The following is an 18,221-nucleotide window of genomic DNA, read 5'->3' as shown; positions in this document are numbered from 1 at the left end:
GAATGAAAAGTCCGATGCCGACTGCAGGCCCGATGAGGGTTGCAACGACCATCATGACGAACGGTTTCGCCATCATAACACTTTACCCCGCACTGAACTCTTAGGTTCACTCCACGTTTACGCGCGGCCCTAAATTGATGTTTCGACCGGTTTTGCCCCCTCGGTCTCGCACCTCATTCCGCTAATTGGAGCCGCCCCCAATTATCGCCGCCGGGTCAAAACCCCTCAAGCCCGACACTTTAGAAGAATACAACTTTGCAAAAAAACTTGACAGGGGTTGCAATGCGTTTGTGCGCGGCAGCGTAGAATACGGATCACACAAAAGGCGGTCTTGCAACGAAAGAATTAACGCTATTCAGTAGCACGCGGAAAATCGTATAAAATTCCGTTATTTCAGACGCTTAGGGGTGTTAAATAATTCGTACATTGCGTCTGGCGCGGCAACTGCTGGTGCGGCGCCATCACGGAATATGTCGTGATTTGAAATGAGAATTGAAGTTTACCGGAGGTCGAAAAGGCGAAGCTGCCTCTCGTCGGTGCCTCTGGTTTCAGCAGCCAATTGCTCGATCCGGTCGAAGGGGACCTGCTCGGCAGCAATGAGCGAACGCTGTGCCTTCATCGACCGGACGAGGCCTTCCTGGACGAGATGGAATTCGCCGACCGTCTGCCCTGGAAGCGCGGAGGCCGGATCGAGACCCGATTCCGACTGGAAGGCGGCTTTCAGCTTCCTGAGAGCCGTGTCTTCGCGGACGCGGCCGATGAACCAGCTCGTGATCTGATCGCGGCTCTTGTAATCGAGGTCCCCCGGGGACTGGGTCGCGAGCATCATGCCGAGACCAGCTGAGCGGGCGCGCTTCAGCAAGCTCTGCAGCGGCTCGGCCGTCGCGGGCTTCGAGTTCGCGGGAATATAGAGGTCGGCTTCGTCGAACATGACGACGGCCTGCAGTTCATCGTTCGGGTTACGCTGACAGAAGCGAAGCGCTTCCGACAGGAACTGCGAGACCCAGAACAGGATGTTTTCGTTGTCGCCGAGGAAGCCTGTGTAGATGACGGACAGGCGCGTGCGGTTCGGCCTTTGGTACTTGCCGAGGCCGAGCAGGCTGTCCATGCGCAGGCTTTCGCCGCCACCTTCGAAAAGCGCGGCGTTGCGGAGGCGGAGCGAGTCGAGCTGGGCGACGAGATCGCGGCGCAGCTTGCCCGACGGGTCCATACGCTGCGTCTGATCGGTGAGTTCGGGATGCTCGTCTTCCAGAAGGTGGATCAGGTCGGCGAGCGTTACTTCATTCGTCGAGAGCGAGCCCAAGATACGCAGTGCAACGGCCAGAACGCCCGACTGCTTCTGGTGCGTCGCCGAGTTCTTCAGGTGAAGCATTTCGCCGAGGGCGGCGGCCGAGAGGTTCGCGAGCAGCTGCTGCTCGTGATCGGGCAATTCGTTGATGCCGTTCGGCAGGAGCGTAATCGAGATCGGCCGGCCCGAGGCACGGCCCGGCGTGTAGACGGCGACGTCGATGGCGTCGGCGAGCTTTTCGCGTTCGGCTCGGCGTTCAGCCGACTCGTTTTCGTCCGAGCGCCAGACGTCCGGGTTGGCGTAGCTCGCGAGATCGCCCTTACGGTCGATCAGGACGGCCGGAATGCCACGCAGGAGCAGCTGCTCGATGAGCGACAACGCGAGGGTGGTTTTACCGGAGCCGGAGCCGCCGAGGAACGCAGCGTGCCGCTTCAGCACGCTCTTGTTCAACGTTACGGCGCGGCCGCGATTGCCCTTTTCGCCACCTGCGAGAATGCTGGCGCCGTAGCTGCCGTCCTCGTCGAGAATGACGGACATCGGCAGATCATCATCGTTTGCCGCAAGGCCATTATCGCCTTCGGCCGGTTGGGCGGCGCGCGTCTGCTCGGCAGAGACCGCGTCGAAACCGTCCAGCGTCGATTGCGGGTCGTCCATGTTCTTGGCGACGAGGCGCGGTACCGGACGGCCGAGCAGATCGAGACGCAAGAGGTGAATGATCGAGATGAGGCTCGATAGCGGCTTCGTGCCTTCGAGCCATTGCGCCATGCCCGTGTCGCCGCGGTGATGGGCGGTGAACTCGCGCACGGTCATCATGCGTTCCCACTCGGGGATCGGCACGAGCAGCTGACGTCCGCCGCCGTCGCGGAATTTGCGGAAGGCCTGTGCGGTCTGGTTCTTCTTGTTCGGCGGGAAGTCGCTGGCGCGCAGCATGAAGCAGGGCTTGCCCTGCATCGCCGTCAGCACTTTGTCGAGCTGGCGCTTCAGTCCGCCGCCCTGCGTCGGGCGATTGCAGAGGAAGACGCGCACGTCGTTGGCGAAGCCAGTGCGGTGACGGACGGTCAGGTCGAAAGCCGGCAGGTCGTCGCCCAGCTCAAGCCGCTTTACGGTCACTTCGATCGAACGGCCCCATTCGTCGCGAGCGAGCAAAAGGGCGGCCGATAGCACGTCGACCAGTTCCTGATCGTCGGCCGGCATTTCGGCTTCGCTTTCGTTGGCGAAGCGTTCCCACATCTCGCGGAACTGCACGGCGGACAGAGACGAGGGCGCTTCGTCTTCCGGGCTGCCGAAGCCGACCACCTGGCCGAGGGCCTGGGCAAGCGTCGAGATGAACGAGGGTCTTTCGGGTTCGGGCTCGCGCTCGTCACCTTCTGTCGATGTCGCCTCGCGCAGGCGCGACTGTGCATGCTCCAAGAGGCGGCGCGTCGAGAGGCCGCCGAATTCTTCGAAGAACTGCGGTCCGAAAAATTGCGAGGCGTCAGGAAAGCTCAAGCCGCCGCCGCTGATCTCAGACTGGTGCGCGAGACGCTTTGAGATGATCAGGCGTGCCTCTTCGGGCGTCCGGCTTTCGCGAAGGAGAACCGGGCCGGACTTCTCGATGCGATCGATATAGGACTGCGCGACGAGGCTGCGCACTTGTCCATAGAAGTCTTCGAGGCACGAGATGATGATGATCGCGTTCGTCAGGCGGTTGGCGATCTGAATGAGATCGCGAACGGCGCGCTGGAAGCGGTCCTCGGCATTATCGAAGAAGCGCAGGTCTTCGACCTGGTCGATGCAGAATACGAGCGCGGCGCGATCGACGGTCCAGATGAGTGCGCCAAGCGCGGCGATGATTTCGAAGGCGCGATCTTCGCCGTCGTTCGGATCAAGCGCGCTGACGGCTTCGTGCGCGATCGCCGTCAGCTTGCGGCCGTTGAGATATTGGCGGACGCGCTGGTCGATACGCGGATCGTGGCGCTGCAGATAAAGGAGCGCGCGCACGATGTTGATGTCGAGCTCGCGCGTCTGGAACTTGTCGCAGGCGACGATCTGGTCGGCGAGGCGGAGAATAAGTTGGGCGAGCTGCTTGTCGTCGAGCGTCGCGTCGCGAAGCTTATCGAGGTCTGCCGCCGAGATGACCTCTGAATCGAGCACCATCCGGTTCGTCAGACGCGATAGCGCGGACTCTCCGAAACGATCCGGATCGTAGGGCTTTTCGAGCGAGTGCACGAGGCGGCGCAGATAGAAATCGGCGTAGTTCTGCACGTCCGGCGTCATCTGCGCGTAGCCGAAGTAGCTTTGGCCGCTACGATGAGAGTCGGTGCGCAAAGCCCGCAAAAGATGGGTTTTTCCGGCGCCCGATTGGCCGTGGAACAGCAGAATGCGATCCGGCACGTGATAGCCGCGGCCGGACGTGACGGTCGTCAGAAGCTCGTTGAATTTCAGGCGCGCCTTGGCGTGGATCTCGGGCACGTCGACGGGGTCGGCGCGCCAGAGATCGTCTTCCCAGGTAATCGAATGCTCGAACGCTTCGCTCAGCTTGTCGGGAGCGAGCGAGGGAGCAAATGTCGGCTTGAGGGAGGCGCCTTCAACACCCATTGCGTACGGAATGCCTTCAATCTTGAACGCGCACAAAGTGCCAGACAGTGTTCTTATAGAGGATCTTCGAGTCCTCGAGCGATTTAAGGTCGCGACCGTCTTTGAGATCAGCGGTCGCGAGTTCGAGCTGACCTGAACGGTGGGCTTCCGCGAGCATTCCCTTGAACGCAATCTCGGATAGACCCCAGTCGGGACGCGCGTTGCGAATCGCCTTCCATACCAAAGAGATAAACGCCTTCCGATTACCTGGCCAGCCCTCCGCGACCGGTCGTGCCGCATCGACAACAGCCCGACAGAATTCGGGCATGTCGGGAGGGGATACAACTTCGAACAGCGATGGCTGTTTCTCTGATAGCGGCGCGCGGTCGTTCGCGGGTTTCGGCGCAGGCGCGCGCACTGGCCGTCGCTGCGGCGGCTCGGCGCGTGCACGCGCGGGTGGTGCGGCGACGGCAGCGCCCTCGTCCTTAGGCACCATGAGCGCGCGCAGCAGTGCGAGTTCGAGAGCCGGCAACGAGGGTTCACGGCAGCCAGCGATCTCGCACGCCAGTCCAACGATCAGTTTGCCGTCGCTCGCGATCTCACGCGGGTGCTTGAAGAGCTGACCGGCGAGAAGCCGCCCTGGCTTAGCCGGCAGCCCGGCGCCCTTACCGAGGCCGGTCTTTATTTTGTTGCCGAAGGCGCGTTCGAGGGCGACGATTGCGAGTTCGGCTCTCAAATCGGCGGGTGAGAGAACCCGCGATGTCGATTTCCCGAAGTGATGCTGCAACACGAGTGCGGCCAGACCTTCGGCGCGCTGTATCGCCTTTCTGACCGCAGGGCTGTCGTTGGCGCCGAGCGCGGCGAGGACAAGCGCCGTTTTCACATCGGCCCATGTCTCGGGAAAGGAGCGCGAAGAGGTCAGCAGGCCTTCCGCCGCCCTCAGCCCTTTGGCGCTTGCCGTCAGGCGGCCCTTCGCCTCAGTGATCAACTGCGAGCCTGCAAGTGTGCTCAGCGCCAGTTCGGCGGCTTGGCGGAATTCGGTGCCGGAGATTCGCGGCGTGAGCAGGGGCGCGACGTCGCGCTGAAGATCGGCACGTGTCGCTCCGCCGATTGCGATGCGCAACAGCAGCAGATCGCGGACTCCGAGATGGTTCGAAGGTCCGGCTGCGGCTCCCCGCTCGGTTTTTCCCATGGCCGTCTGTTCGATGGCTGCACTCATCGAATAAGTCTCCCCGCGCGAATCAGAAGCGCTGTCTCGACAACTTCGATGATTGATCCCGTACTTCCAAGGGCCGCCCGCATTTGACCCACAGCGGTTCTATCCCCTCGAAATGCTCGCCCGCAGCTGCCGTGTCGGGCTTTCGCCGCGCCTTGGTCAAAATCGCGACACGTTATTGAGGCGATTATCGGCGCTCGGGGCAGGGGTTCGAGTTCGCGAGGGGTCTAGCGTAATGAGTGGCTCTGATAGGGCGCGGTGGCGCGAGGTCACGCGTGATTCGCAACTCGTTAGCGTTAACGGCCAGTTAACGGATTTCCGGCAATGCTGAGAAGAGCCGCACTTTTCGTGCCGGGAGTAGCCAAAATGTATCGCGTTGTGCTCACTGCTGGACTCGCGACCGCGTTAGCGGGTTGCAGTCTGGGTTCTTCATCCATCTCGTCGGGATTTACCGATCCGGACACGACAGGGTCGCTGGCCTCGTCGCCCTCGCCGTCTTCATCGTTCTCGCCGGCAGTCAAAAGCGTCGGTCTTGGGGGCGAACCCTCGGTGCCGCGCAACGTGAAGGTCGCCTCACTCGACAAGGCGCCTTCGGGCACGTTCGAGAAAGCGGCTCCCGGTGTTCTGTCCGATCGCGACTATTCCCGCACGTCTCTCAATGCGGAAATGGCGCGCGATCTCATCAATGCGTATCGCAAGCAGCATGGCCTGAAGCCGCTGAAGCTCAATCCGGAGCTGACGGAAGCCGCCAAGTCGCATTCGCGCGATCTCGCGAAGTGGGACCGCATCTCCCATTACGGTTCGGACGGCTCAAACCCCTGGGATCGCGTCAAGCGCGCCGGCTATCACGCACGGCTGACGGCCGAGAACGTCGGCACGGGCCAGATCAATTTCAACGAAGTGTTGAAGGGCTGGGAAGAGAGCCCTGGGCATAACAAAAATCTTCTGACGCCCGATGCCCAGCATATGGGTATCGCCCTCGTTCAAGATCCCAAAACCGAATTCAAATCGTTCTGGACGCTCGTCATCGGCTCGCCGATGTGAGGAGAGAGAAGAGTCGAAGCTTCGTACTTGCGACTCTTTTCTGATTGGCGCTTGCGACTCCGCTTCGCGGAGCCGGCCGCAAGCGCCGAAGATGATCAGAGCTTCGGCAGGTTATTCCAGATCGGCATTTGGATGCCGAGGCGTCGCCATACGACGAGGGCGTTCAGCGATGCGGCGGCTATCAGTGAGAACGCGGTTGCGGTTGCCGCACCGATCATCCCGAAGTACGGCACCAGCGCGACATTGAGCGCGATGTTGAGCATCGCAGCAGAGAACAGCACGGTTGCGCAGAGTTTTTGTTCGCCGAGCATGTTGAGCAGGAATTCTGCCGGTCCCATCGCCGATCGGAACAGGAAGCCGACGACGAGAATGAACATCACCGGATAGCCTGCTCCGAACCCCGGACCGAAGAGCGAAAGCAACGGCATTCCCAATGCGAGAATGGCGAGCGCTCCCGCAAATGAGGGCCAGAACGTCCAGTTGACGGAATCTCTCACGAATGTTCGCAAGCCGACGTGATCGCCACGTGCGTGGAAGGCTGCGAACTTATGGGCGACGGCGCTTCCGACCGCGTAGTGGACGAACATGATGAGCGCCATCGTCTTGCCGGCGGCGAAATATATGCCGACGTCGGCTGGCGCCATGAACCGCGAGACGACAAGGATGTCGGTATTCTGAAGCAGCAGCTCGGCCGTCAGAATAACGAGAAGCGGCGCGGAAATCGTCAGCCACGACCGGAAGTCGGTTTCTCTAACGGCAACCGGTATCGTCGCGCTGACGCGCCTGTTGATCGAGAGCGTCTGAAACAATCCGGCGAGCCATGTCGCGACGATGGCGCCGCCCGCCGCCGTCGCGGCGTTCATCGGCAAGCCTGCGCGATTGGCTGCGAACATACTGCCAAGCAACAGGAGCGGTCTCAACACGTAGGGCGGGACGAGGGCGATGCTCATCCAGCCGTTGCCGCGTCCGATGCCATCCTGCACGTCGGTCAACGCGTAAAGCGGGATGCAGACGAGCGCGAGATAGATCGGCAAGACGAAGTGCGGTTCGATGCGATTACTCAAGAGCCAGACGCCGAGCACACCGAGCAGCATCACTATGGTGCCGCTGCCGAGCGCCAGAATTCGCACGCCCCAGATCAGGCCGCGCAGATGCTTGAAATCATTCGTCTCGCGGTAAGAGGGTGCGAGGCGGATCGAGGCGAGGTTGAGCCCGAGGTGGGACATCGCTCCGAGGATCAGGACCCAGGTCCAGACCGCAACGTAGATGCCGTATTCCGATCCGCCCATCCAGCGCGCGAGGACGATCTGGGTCAGATAGAGGAGACCGGCGCTCAGAACGCGAACGGCGAACGCCAGAATGGCGTCGCGCTGTGTGCGTTCGCGCTCACCGTCAGAGGCGAGGAGATTGGCTGTTTGTTTGAAAAGACCGGAAGCGATATTTCGCGTGATCGCCAAGGGCGTGCGGGGAGAAGGGATGCTCGTGGCTTCCGCAACTTCGTCGCGCGCGCCAGCTTCGGCCGGCCAAAGCTTCTCGGCTGTCGCGCTCTTCACGTTGGGTGAATTCCCGTCTTTCAAATGCCTTCGAGGCGTTCCCGTTCGCGTGTACGAACAAGCTCAGCGACCCCCGTCCATGCCCATGACCGTCCGGCGTCCCCGCGCTGTCCATGATAGAGGGCGAAGAAGTCGGCGATCCCCGCTGCGAACGATCCGTGTTTTCCTTCGAGAACTTCGGCCATCGCGCCGAGATCTTGGGGCGGAGGCGTAAAGTCCAGGTCGGCGTTCTCAGTCGCACGCAGCGGCAAGGCCATCGTAAGGTCCTACTCAAGGCTTAAATCCAGGTTGATGGATTTGGCAAAAGCAAGTTTGACGCCATATTCGTAGGCTGCCGCTTCACGGATGTTCCGGAGTTTGGTTAACTGGAGGTAGCGTAAGCCGGCGTCGCGCCTCACAGCTGCATAAAAGCTAGGACGAAATCGATATGATTTGGATTTCGAGGGCAGCGGTGCGTGTCGGGATGCTGTTTGTTGCATGCGTTGTCGTGATGGCTGCAACAGGCGTACGCGCCCGCGCTTGCGATTTGCCCGGCTGTGCCGGAATGGAACTCGTCCAAGGTGTGTCGCCGAAAGAGGACAGTCCGGACGTCGATCCCGAAACAACTCCGGATGACGGAACGAGCGGACAGAATCCCCGGGTGCCCGGTGATAACGATAACGACGACGATGGCGCCGGTTCGGATCAGGCATCGCCGCCCGATACGGCTCAGCCTCCGGGATGCATTTTTCGACAGGGCCCGCTCGACTTGATCGTCTAGCGGCTGTCAGTCTGATTTATTCGGAGGTCGCTTGGGCGGCGGCTTCCGGTTGGGGCGAGCCGTTTGATGGGCTTGAAGACGACGCTCCCTCGGAGTCGGGACCCTTCAGTGCCGAGCGGGCTTCGCCGGTTGGTTCGCCGCCTTTTTTCGCACTCTTGTTCTTGGAGGCCGCGAGCTTGCTTTTCGATTTATGCCTTCTGCCCGCGATGTGCCGCTTATGGCCGCCGCATCCCCAGGCCGCCACGGTATCACGTACCGAGACCACGCCTCTGGCGTTCGGGTCCATGGGCAGGTTGTCAATGGTCGTCGTGTTGAAGATCTGCTTCCAATCGTAGTTCTGGAATCCGTATTCCAACAGGCTCGCGGCGCGGACCGCCCGTTCGTTGCCGGATGACTCGCCCAAAACGACCGCCATCAAACGGCGACCGTCGCGCGTGGCGCTAGCGACGACGTTATATCCGGAATCGCATGTGAAGCCGGTCTTGAGGCCGTCGGCTCCCGGAAACGTTTTCAGAAGCGCGTTGTGACTGCCCAGCCGCCGCTTGCCGATGCGCATGTCCGGCATCGCCCAGTAGCTCGCGTACTGTGGATATTCGCTGACCACGGCGCGGGCAATTTTGGCGATATCGCGTGCGCTCGTCAGCTGGCCTGGATCGGGCAGACCGTTCGTATTGACGAAATTTGTATGCGTCATGCCGAGGCGGCGGGCCGTCGCGTTCATCTTGTCGATGAAGGCAGCTTCGCTTCCGGAAATCGCTTCGGCGAGCATCACGGTCACGTCGTTGGCGGATTTGATGATGACCGCCTTCAAGGCCTGCTCGACCGAGAGCATGGCGCCGACATTCAGGCCGACCTTGCTCGGAGGCTGGAGGGTCGCGACGAGGGAGCAGGGGATCTTATCGTCGAGATGGATCTTGCCTTCCTTGATGGCTTCGAAAGCGATGTAGGACGTCATCAGCTTCGTCAGGGAAGCAGGATGCCAGATGTCGTCAACGTCCTCGGAATAGAGGATTTTGCCCGTCGCAGGTTCGAACAGCAGCGTCGGACTCGCTGATGCCGGCGGGATTGCCGTCAGCCAAATCAACACTGTTGCAACGATGCCGGCTGCGTGTGACCGCATGAATGTCCTCAGTATTACCAGAGTTCGGCTACCATATTCGCGACGGGGGGCCAACCGAACCCGATTTCGCGCCAACCTTATGAAGAGTTGTGTTGCTCGTGCGGCGCTACCTGCGGCTAAATCGGGTGAGCGGGATTCAAAAATCCACAATTCTCGTGGGCCAGCAGGGGATACTTGGCCCGATCTGCCCGGGTTCCACTTGGAGCGCTCGAGAGCAATAGTGAGGTTGACAGGCCGTGCTTAAATCGTGCCCATTCGAAAATATATACGCCACATAATCACAGCTTCGGCGTTTCGGCATCATGCGGCACACAAGTTCCGAAGCACTGCATCGGCCCGAGACCAGCACCCGCGATCGGATGGCGATTTTTTTCGCCCTCTCGCTTGTGCTGCTTCTCGCTTCCCTCGATCAAACCATCGTTGCAACCGCGCTTCCCACAATCGTGCGCGATATCGGCGGGTTGACGCATCTCACGTGGATCGTAACGGCCTATCTGCTGGCGACGACCGTCGTCGTGCCACTTTATGGAAAACTCGGTGACCTTTTCGGCCGCCGCCTGATCCTGCAAATCGCGGTCATCATTTTTCTCGTCGGCTCCGCGCTTTGCGGCATTGCGCAAAACCTGCCGGAGATGATCGCCTTTCGTCTCTTGCAGGGCTTGGGCGGCGGCGGCTTGATCGTCACCTCGGTCGCGGTCGTCGGCGACGTCGTGCCGCCGCGGGAACGCGGAAAATATCAGGGATTTTTCGGCGGGATCTTTGGACTGTCCACCGTGCTCGGGCCGCTGATCGGCGGTTTCATCGTCGATCAATTTTCCTGGCGCTGGATATTTCTGATCAATCTGCCGTTCGGCATTCTGGCGCTTTTCGTCATCAACCGGACGTTCCGTCCACACCGGCAAAAGGCGGAAATCAATATCGATTACGCGGGCGCCGTGCTGCTTGGTATGGCGCTTACCGCACTCGTCATCGTCACGAGCCTCGGGGAGACACTCGTCAGAGAAGCGCCCGTCAGCCTATTTGCGTTCTCATTGCTCGGCGTCGTGTCGCTCGCCTCGTTCATTTACATCGAAACGAAGGTGCCCGATCCTTTGATGCCGCTATCGCTTTTCAAAAACCGGGCGTTCGTCATCGCGGCGTCGATCGGCTTTATCGTTGGTCTAGCGCTTTTCGGATCAATCACGCTTCTGCCGCTCTACTTCCAGATCGTGAAGGGTTTGGACCCGACAAACGCCGGCTGGCATCTGACGCCGATGATGATCGGGGTGTTCCTGACATCGATCACGAGCGGGCAGATCATCTCTCGCATCGGGCGTTACAAGATATTTCCGATCGTCGGCACCGGCATCATGACGGTGGCGCTCTTCCTATTGTCGCGCATCACTGTCGAGACCACGCCGTTCACGGCGTCTGTTTACATGCTCATTCTCGGTTTTGGCCTGGGCATGGTTATGCAGATACTCGTCATGGCCGTGCAGAATGCTGTTGCTTTCGAACAGCTCGGTGTGGCGACGTCCGGGACGACGCTCTTCAGGTCGATCGGCGGCGTTGTCGGCGTTGCGATGTTCGGTGCGATCTTCGCCTACACGCTTCAGCAAAAGGTGATGGCAACCGCGCCCGAACTTGCAGGGGCACTGACCAACCCCGATGCGGTCCTGGCGCTGTCGGGAGACCTCAAAGCTACCTACGACAAGCTTTTCGTCGCGTCGCTGCATCCGGTATTTCACACGGCGTCGTTGCTGGCGCTTCTGGCGTTTGCGCTGTCCTTCGCACTCGAAGAAGTACCGCTTCGCAGCAGCATCACGTCCGAGCCGTCAACCGATCCTCTGCTCATTCCGCGTGACGCGACTTCGCTCGCGGAATTGGAGCGGATCGTCGAGCGCATCACGGCGCGAGAAAATCGCTGGCGCGTCTATCAGACCGCCGTCTCGCGGCTCGGCGCCGATCTTCAGCCGGATGAATTATGGTTGCTTGCGCGCGTGGGCGAGCGGAACGGAAAAGCTGAGAAAGAAGAGCTTCGCAAGAAGCTCGGTGCAAAGGAAACGCGGCCGGCGCATCTTTTTAGCCGGCTGGAGGCTGCCGGCATGGCTCGCGAGGCGGGTGGCAGCATCGAGCTCACGGACAAAGGTCGATCGATTTACGACCGGCTGCTGCGTCAGCGCGAAGACGATCTCCGGCACATGTTGCACGATTGGGACCGGAATGAGCATCCGGAGGTTCGTGCGATGCTAAAAAAGATGGCGAACTCATTTGCGAGTTCGCCACCGGTACCGCCTGCCGCTACTTCTTCTTCGACAGCTCGCTGAGTTCGGAGAATTCTTCCTCGCTCAAGTTTATGTTTGCGCTGGCGACGTTCTCTTCGAGGTGTTTGACCTTCGACGTTCCCGGAATTGGCAGCATGACGGGGCTGCGTTTCAAAAGCCACGCGAGAGCGATTTGGCTCGGGACCGCGTTATGCTTTTTCGCGATCGCTTCAAGGCGCGAGCCCGGTTTCGCAAGATCGCCAGCGGCTAGAGGATACCAGGGGATGAAGCCGATGTTCTGCTTCTCGCAGAAGTCCAGCACGTCCTCGCTGCTGCGATCGCCGAGGTTGTAAAGGTTTTGGACGGTCGCGACCTTGAAGAATTTCTGGGCTGCTTCGATTTCGTTGATCTTGACCTGACTTAATCCGACGTGGCGGATCAGGCCTTCCTTCTGCATCGCCTTGATCGCTTCGAACTGCTCGTTCTGCGGCACTTTCGGATCGATGCGGTGCAATTGCCAGAGGTCGATGCGTTCAACGCCAAGCCGGCGGATGCTCAGCAGCACTTCCTGCCGGAGATATTCCGGCCGTCCAAGCGGAACCCACACATCGGGACCGGTCCGAGCGAGACCGGCCTTCGTTGCGATGGTTAGGCCGCGATAGGGATGAAGCGCTTCGTGGATCAGGCGTTCGCTGACTTCCGGTCCGTAGCTGTCGGCGGTGTCGATAAAATTGACGCCGAGTTCGGGAAGTTTGCGAAGCGTGCGCAAGCACTCTTCCTTATCGGCCGGTTCGCCCCAAATTCCTTTTCCGGTGATGCGCATTGCGCCGAACCCGAGGCGATTGACCGGGATGTCTCCGCCAATAGAGAAGGTGCCGGAATGGCTTTTGGTGGCTGTGGTTGTGGACATGGCTCTCTCTTTCGTCTGGGGTTGGCGAGCTTGGTAGCATACGGAGCGCCGCGAAAATTGCGGTGCCGTATCGAACAAACTAGCGGGTGTCGCTAGAACCCGGCAGAACTTCCTCACATGCTGTGTGCACGCGAATATCGCTGCCGATGAACCTGCAGATTTCCTCTTTGCGGGCGGGGTTGTTGCGGACGGTGCTATCGGAGTATTTGAAGCCGTAGGTGCGTGCTACGGCGGCGAGATAGTTGTCGCGGCAGTAGGGTGTCGAAACTGGCTGGCCCTGAACGATCTGATAATCTTCATCGCATTCGATGGCTCGGGCCGAGCTGCTGGCGGCGGCAAGGAGTGCGGCGGTCATAAAACAAATTTGTGCGGTATGGGACTTCGTCATGGGGATTCTCTCAAATGCGCAGGTGCATGCGGGCACGACGCGGGCTCGATGAACGCGAGAGGGTAGGTGCGTTCCGGTGGGATATGGGAGCGGACGGAGCGGTGCTCAATATGGTCCGCGGGAGGCGATGCCTGCCATGACGTTTTCGAGCTGCTCTATGCGCGCAGCGTAACTCTTGCGCAGGCAGGCAAGCTCTTTGCCGCAGGACTCACGCGATTGCAGCCATGTTCGCTGGTCGTCCTGGATATTGCCACGCTGCCCCATGGCGACGAGCGATGTCGCAATCGCGAACAGCGTTGCCATCCGAGCTTCGCTTTGGCCGAGGCTGTAGTTGGTGCAGATCGTCCGTTCGGATGATGACTTTGCCTTGCTGCAGTCGAGCGGTGCGTACTCGCCGGCGTTAGCCGCTGCTGATGACGAAGCAATCGCGATCGCCAAAACAGTTCGTGCGATCCACTGCATCCGAAGCCTCAAAACATCGACGAGAGCGAGCGTTGAAGCGTGTCGAAGCCCTTGCTGATCGACGTTTGCATGTCGTCATAGGCGCTCGTCTTGCGTTTGGCGGTTTTTGTTTTCTTCGGCTTGGGCGGAGTAACCGCCGGAGCGCCGGGATCGGAGACCGAAGCGGCCAATGACGGATCGTTCGGTGGATCAAGCGGAAGGGCTTTATTGTCTTCGAAATGAATCGCGGAAGACGACGGAGGCGCCGGGTCGTTGGTCAGCGTCTGTTCGTTGGCCGAAACTTTGACCGCGGAGACGTGGCGTTCGATTGGAGCCGGGGCCGGGGCTGCTGCGTCTTCCTTCGGGAGCGTCAGCATTTCGGCGCGCGCCCAGGGATGATCGAGCATCGTTCGCTCTTCCGTGGGCGGTTGCTGGGTAACTGCTGAAGGCTTCAGCGCCGCTGCGGAGGCAGGAATTTCTTCACGCGTTTGTTGAAGCGATGCAGGATGAACTTCGGGTCCCAAGGTTCCCGTTGTGACCGCGCGTCCACGAGCGCAGGTCGCCGTTTCGTTGGATTCAACGAGCGCTACGAGGGTGTCATCCGGGCTGTCGACCGGAAGCTGAGCATTCACCGAGGCAGCGAAACCGCGCATCGCGTCTTTGGATGAATCGCTCCAGATACCACTGATCGGGCCATTGTAGCATTGAGCCCGCGCCAAGGCCTTCTGCAACTGTCGTATACGTGCGCCGCGATCGGAGGAAGGAACCGTCGCCGCGACCGGTTTGGTCAAAGCCATCGATCCGACCTGCACGACATCCGGTGACAAAGATGCCGTCACGCTCGGTTCGGCTCGGACGAGCGGAGGAGAAGCGATGGCGTCAGCTCGAGCGGGTGTCGAGGCGCTGTCGGGAATTGTTGCGGCGTATAGGGCGAGGGCTAGTCCCACCGTTACCGACGCAAGAAAGAAGCTTCCAGCCGTGCTGGAAAAACTCGCTGCGATTTTTCGAACGACGCTCACAGGCGATACTCTTCACAAGACACAACACCGCAAACTCGAACGCCAAGTCCGACTCCACCGGACCGTCTGCTCATGAACTTTCTGACATGAGCAGACATAAGCCGCAATCGAGCACAACGACGAGTGACGGCGGCGGCGCGTGGCGATGTCTTAGGCCTGCTCGCGGTGGCCGCCTAGTGCGCCCCTGCGCCAGCCCTGGGGAAAACGGGCGGCTTGGATAAGGCGCGCGATTGGGGCGGCAGGCCAGCAACAGGATGATCGCCGCTGCAACTGGGACTGTGGAATTCATCCTCGTTCCGGGGCGTGGCCCTTGATTACATTAGAAGCAACCTTATAATAAGCAAGCTTACTATTTTCGCCGTCTTGGTCTCAGATGGATAAAAACGCTCCAAGTGTCGGATTTTTACTGCACGGGTGCGCCCGGCTGCTGCGCAAGAGATTCGAGCAGAATTCTCAAGGAACAGGGCTGACGCTGCCGCAGTGGAAGGTGCTCGTCTATCTTTCAAGCAACGAGGGGATCAATCAGGCGGGGCTCGCCGATCTTCTTGACGTTGAACCGATCACTCTCGGGCGCAGCCTCGACAAGCTGCAGGCCCTGAAACTCATCGAGCGCCGTCCGCATCCAACGGACAGGCGATCATGGCTTCTTCATCTACTGCCTGCGGCTGACGAGAAAATTCAGCTCGCGAAAGTGATCGGTGACGCTACGCGGGCTGAAGCTTTCAAAGGCATTTCCGATGCCGACCGAGAACACCTTCTGAAGACATTGCAACGCATGCACGAGAATTTGGTGAAGGCGTGTGAAGCGCCGGCAGCGGAACCGAAACGGACAAGTCATGGCTAACACAAGCGAGAGCAACTCAAGTTCTGCTGTTTCCGAGGCCGCGACTGAGCGGACGAGCGACGACAACGTGCGCCGTATCGCGCCTCGTGTTGCGGCAGGAGAGGTCGCGAAATTGGAACCTTCATCGCGGCGCGGCGATGGTACGAAGAGCGCCGATCGACCAGCTGCCGCGTCCGCCGCGGAGACAAAGAGATCGATGAAGCGACGGCTGCTTTTTGCGGCGTTGCCGGTCGCTCTCGTCGTTGGCGGATATTTCTATGTCACCGGCGGGGCGACCATGTCGACCGACAACGCCTATGTTCAGGCGGACATCGTCGGTGTTTCGAATGATATCTCGGGCATCGTGAAAGACATCGTCGTTCGCGATAACCAGAACGTCGCGAAGGGCGATGTTCTTTTCAGGCTCGACGACGAACCGTTCAGATTGGCGCTCGAGCGTGCGGACGCCCAGCTCGGCATGGTGCGGAACGATCTTCTCGCGATGCGCACGAAATACAAGGATATGCAGGCGCAGATCGAGCAAGCGAAAGCCGATGTTGCGCTCAATAACTTGACGGTGGAGCGTCAGCAGAAGCTCGCCGCCAACAATTACACGGCGCAAGCGACACTCGATGCTGCGCGCAATACGCTGATCGCGTCACAGCAAAAGCTTGCGTCACTGAACCAGCAGCTTGACGGTATCGCGGTGGACCTCAACGGCAATCCAGATGCGCCGGTGGAAGAGCATCCGCGCTATAAGGATGCGTTGGCGGCACGCGGCGAGGCACAGCGCCAGCTTTCGCACACAGTCGTGAAGGCGCCGTTCGCGGGTGTCGTGACGAACGTTCCGTCGCTGCAGTCCGGGCAGTACCTTGCGGCCGCCGCGACGGCGTTCAACATCGTGTCGACCGATCATGTGTGGGTGGAGGCGAGCCCGAAGGAGACGGAGCTTACATCCGTCGAGCCGGGCCAGAAGGTGACTGTGACCGTCGACACGTATCCGGGCCAACGGTGGACGGGCACGGTCGAAAGCATCAGCCCCGCTTCGGCTTCGAGCTTCTCGCTGTTGCCGGCTGAGAATTCCAGCGGCAACTGGGTGAAGGTCGTGCAGCGCATTCCGATGCGTGTTCGCGTCGAGAACGAACCGGGCAAGCCGCAACTTCGCGTCGGGATGAGTGTGGAAGTGGACGTCGATACGGGACATCCGCGCGGGTTCCCGACTTTTCTGACAGACCTCTTTGGGTCTTCTGGAGCCAATCGTGGCTGACGCTATGCAATCGGCGTCGCGGCCCATCAACCGCGGCGCGATCACGGCCTGCATCATTCTCGCCGTCGTCATGCAGGCGCTCGACACGACGATTGCGAATGTCGCGTTGCCCTACATGCAGGGCAGCGTTTCGGCGAGTGCCGACCAGATCAACTGGGTTTTGACATCGTATATCGTCGCTGCCGCGATCATGACGCCGCCGTCGGGCTTTCTTGCCAACCGCTTCGGCCGGCAGCGCGTGCTGATGACGGCGATCGCCGGTTTCGTCGTCGCGTCGGTGCTGTGCGGCTTGGCGCAATCCTTGACGCAGATCGTCTCGTTCCGGCTGATGCAGGGCCTGTTCGGCGCGGCGCTCGTGCCCATCGCGCAATCCATTCTGCTCGACATCTACACGCCGGAAGAGCGTGGCTCGGCGATGGCGCTGTTCGGCATTTCGGTGATGGTCGGGCCTGTGCTCGGCCCCGTGATCGGCGGATGGCTGACCGATAATTTCAGCTGGCGCTGGGTTTTCTATATCAACGTGCCGATCGGCGCGGTGGCGTTTGCGGGCATCTCGGTCTTCATGAGGGAAACGGCCACGAGCAGCGATGCAAAACTCGATTGGCTCGGCTTCGGCAGTCTCAGCATCGCCATTGCAGCCGTGCAGGTATTTCTCGATCGCGGCTCGCAGCTCGACTGGTTTTCGTCTCTCGAGATCATCGTCGAAGCGACGATCGCTGCGTCGGCGTTCTATGTGTTTCTCGTCCACACGTTCACGGCGAAGCAGTCGTTCGTCAATCCGCGGCTGTTTCTCGATCGCAATTTCTCGGTGGGGATGCTGTTCATCTTCATCATCGGCGTCACGTATCTCGCGTCGATGGCGTTGATGACGCCCTATCTGCAAACGTTGATGGGCTATCCGGTCGTGACGGCAGGCTTGGTGATGGGGCCGCGCGGCGTCGGAACCATGCTCTCCATGTTTCTCGTCGGCCGTTTGATGGGCCGCATCGATACGCGCCTATTGTTGATAGCCGGGCTCGGGCTGACTGCTTGGGCGATGTATCAAATGACCGGCTGGACGCCTGCCGTTTCGGAATTCACGATTGCGTGGGTGGGTTTCGTCCAGGGCGCGGGACTCGGCTTCCTGTTCGTGCCGCTCACGACGGTGACCTTCGCGACCCTGCCGCCGCAATCGCGCGCCGACGCAACCGGGCTTTACAACCTGTCGCGCAACGTGGGATCGAGCGTCGGCATATCGGTCGTGTCATATCTTCTGACGCGGAATGTGCAGATCAACCATGAGATCCTCGGCGCGCACGTGACCGCGACCAACCGTGCGTTCGACAGCGCTGCGGTGGCGCATACGATGAGCCCGTGGACGGCGAGCGGCCGCGCGGCGCTCGATCAGCTCATTCAATTGCAGGCGACGATCATCAGCTACATCGATGATTTCAAATTGATGATGCTGCTGACGATCTGCGCGATCCCGCTCGTGCTCCTGCTTCGCAAGGCTGCGCCGCCGTCCGGCGGGGACCATGCGGTCGTGATGGAATAGCGCCTGGGGAGTACAATTCCGAGAGGCGCTTCCGATTTTCTATGAAATTTCGGTGCCGA

At 60.4% G+C, this 18,221-nt stretch carries 15 protein-coding genes; 6 read left to right on the top strand and 9 right to left on the bottom strand.

Features of this window, described 5'->3' with window-relative positions; genetic code table 11:
- Nucleotides 1-499: 499 nt before the first annotated feature.
- Both G359_RS19175 and G359_RS19170 read right to left on the bottom strand, forming a co-directional pair.
- Complete coding sequence (locus G359_RS19175) at nucleotides 500-3,865, bottom strand: helicase HerA-like domain-containing protein (protein ID WP_045837418.1); 3,366 nt, start codon at nucleotides 3,863-3,865, stop codon at nucleotides 500-502.
- Nucleotides 3,866-3,881: 16 nt separating this feature from the next.
- A complete protein-coding gene (locus G359_RS19170) occupies nucleotides 3,882-5,063 on the bottom strand; it encodes a hypothetical protein (protein ID WP_045837417.1) in 1,182 nt (393 codons plus the stop codon).
- 321 nt (nucleotides 5,064-5,384) lie between these two features.
- Here G359_RS19170 and G359_RS19165 point away from each other — a divergent pair, with 321 nt between their 5' ends.
- Nucleotides 5,385-6,104, top strand: coding sequence for a CAP domain-containing protein (locus tag G359_RS19165; protein ID WP_245280092.1), 720 nt, complete (start codon nucleotides 5,385-5,387; stop codon nucleotides 6,102-6,104).
- A 95-nt stretch (nucleotides 6,105-6,199) separates the two neighbouring features.
- Here the strand turns inward: G359_RS19165 and G359_RS19160 are convergent, their stop codons facing one another.
- Both G359_RS19160 and G359_RS19155 read right to left on the bottom strand, forming a co-directional pair.
- Entirely contained in the window at nucleotides 6,200-7,657 is a 1,458-nt protein-coding gene (locus G359_RS19160; protein ID WP_082073024.1) for a lipopolysaccharide biosynthesis protein, read from the bottom strand.
- 20 nt (nucleotides 7,658-7,677) lie between these two features.
- Nucleotides 7,678-7,914 carry a hypothetical protein gene (locus G359_RS19155; RefSeq protein WP_045837415.1) on the bottom strand — a complete coding sequence of 79 codons (237 nt, stop codon included), beginning with the start codon at nucleotides 7,912-7,914 and terminating at the stop codon, nucleotides 7,678-7,680.
- Between the two features lie 170 nt (nucleotides 7,915-8,084).
- Here G359_RS19155 and G359_RS19150 point away from each other — a divergent pair, with 170 nt between their 5' ends.
- Complete coding sequence (locus G359_RS19150) at nucleotides 8,085-8,417, top strand: hypothetical protein (RefSeq protein ID WP_156150848.1); 333 nt, start codon at nucleotides 8,085-8,087, stop codon at nucleotides 8,415-8,417.
- Between the two features lie 16 nt (nucleotides 8,418-8,433).
- Here the strand turns inward: G359_RS19150 and G359_RS19145 are convergent, their stop codons facing one another.
- Complete coding sequence (locus G359_RS19145) at nucleotides 8,434-9,537, bottom strand: D-alanyl-D-alanine carboxypeptidase family protein (RefSeq protein WP_045837413.1); 1,104 nt, start codon at nucleotides 9,535-9,537, stop codon at nucleotides 8,434-8,436.
- 302 nt (nucleotides 9,538-9,839) lie between these two features.
- Here G359_RS19145 and G359_RS19140 point away from each other — a divergent pair, with 302 nt between their 5' ends.
- Nucleotides 9,840-11,843 (top strand): MDR family MFS transporter, encoded by a 2,004-nt coding sequence (locus G359_RS19140; RefSeq protein WP_045837412.1) that lies wholly within the window; start codon nucleotides 9,840-9,842, stop codon nucleotides 11,841-11,843.
- Here the strand turns inward: G359_RS19140 and G359_RS19135 are convergent.
- From G359_RS19135 to G359_RS19120, 4 genes are all read right to left on the bottom strand, one after another.
- Nucleotides 11,818-12,690: an aldo/keto reductase gene (locus G359_RS19135; protein ID WP_045838252.1), complete on the bottom strand. Its 873-nt coding sequence runs from the start codon at nucleotides 12,688-12,690 to the stop codon at nucleotides 11,818-11,820. The genes G359_RS19140 and G359_RS19135 overlap by 26 nt on opposite strands.
- Before the next feature lie 79 nt (nucleotides 12,691-12,769).
- Entirely contained in the window at nucleotides 12,770-13,045 is a 276-nt protein-coding gene (locus G359_RS19130; RefSeq protein WP_245280091.1) for a hypothetical protein, read from the bottom strand.
- Between the two features lie 138 nt (nucleotides 13,046-13,183).
- Nucleotides 13,184-13,540, bottom strand: a complete 357-nt coding sequence (locus G359_RS19125) for a lysozyme inhibitor LprI family protein (protein WP_045837410.1) — start codon at nucleotides 13,538-13,540, stop codon at nucleotides 13,184-13,186.
- A gap of 8 nt (nucleotides 13,541-13,548) precedes the next feature.
- The gene (locus tag G359_RS19120) at nucleotides 13,549-14,538 is read right to left on the bottom strand and encodes a peptidoglycan-binding protein (protein WP_045837409.1); all 990 of its coding nucleotides are present in this window, start codon (nucleotides 14,536-14,538) and stop codon (nucleotides 13,549-13,551) included.
- A gap of 373 nt (nucleotides 14,539-14,911) precedes the next feature.
- On the opposite strand from G359_RS19120, the gene G359_RS19115 reads away from it, so the two are divergent.
- Genes G359_RS19115 through G359_RS19105 form a run of 3 tightly spaced genes read left to right on the top strand, consistent with a single transcriptional unit; the run spans nucleotide 14,912 to nucleotide 18,162 of the window.
- Entirely contained in the window at nucleotides 14,912-15,382 is a 471-nt protein-coding gene (locus tag G359_RS19115) for a MarR family winged helix-turn-helix transcriptional regulator (RefSeq protein WP_045837408.1), read from the top strand.
- Nucleotides 15,375-16,628, top strand: coding sequence for an HlyD family secretion protein (locus G359_RS19110; protein WP_045838251.1), 1,254 nt, complete (start codon nucleotides 15,375-15,377; stop codon nucleotides 16,626-16,628). The genes G359_RS19115 and G359_RS19110 overlap by 8 nt, the downstream gene beginning before the upstream one ends.
- Nucleotides 16,621-18,162, top strand: coding sequence for a DHA2 family efflux MFS transporter permease subunit (locus G359_RS19105; protein WP_045837407.1), 1,542 nt, complete (start codon nucleotides 16,621-16,623; stop codon nucleotides 18,160-18,162). Before G359_RS19110 ends, G359_RS19105 begins: the two co-directional genes overlap by 8 nt.
- Nucleotides 18,163-18,221 lie beyond the last annotated feature (59 nt).

The organism is Hyphomicrobium sp. 99 (genome assembly GCF_000384335.2).
In the GTDB taxonomy this organism is placed as follows: domain Bacteria; phylum Pseudomonadota; class Alphaproteobacteria; order Rhizobiales; family Hyphomicrobiaceae; genus Hyphomicrobium_B.
Note: the sequence above shows the minus strand (reverse complement) of the source record. Positions and strands in the feature narration are given on the sequence as shown.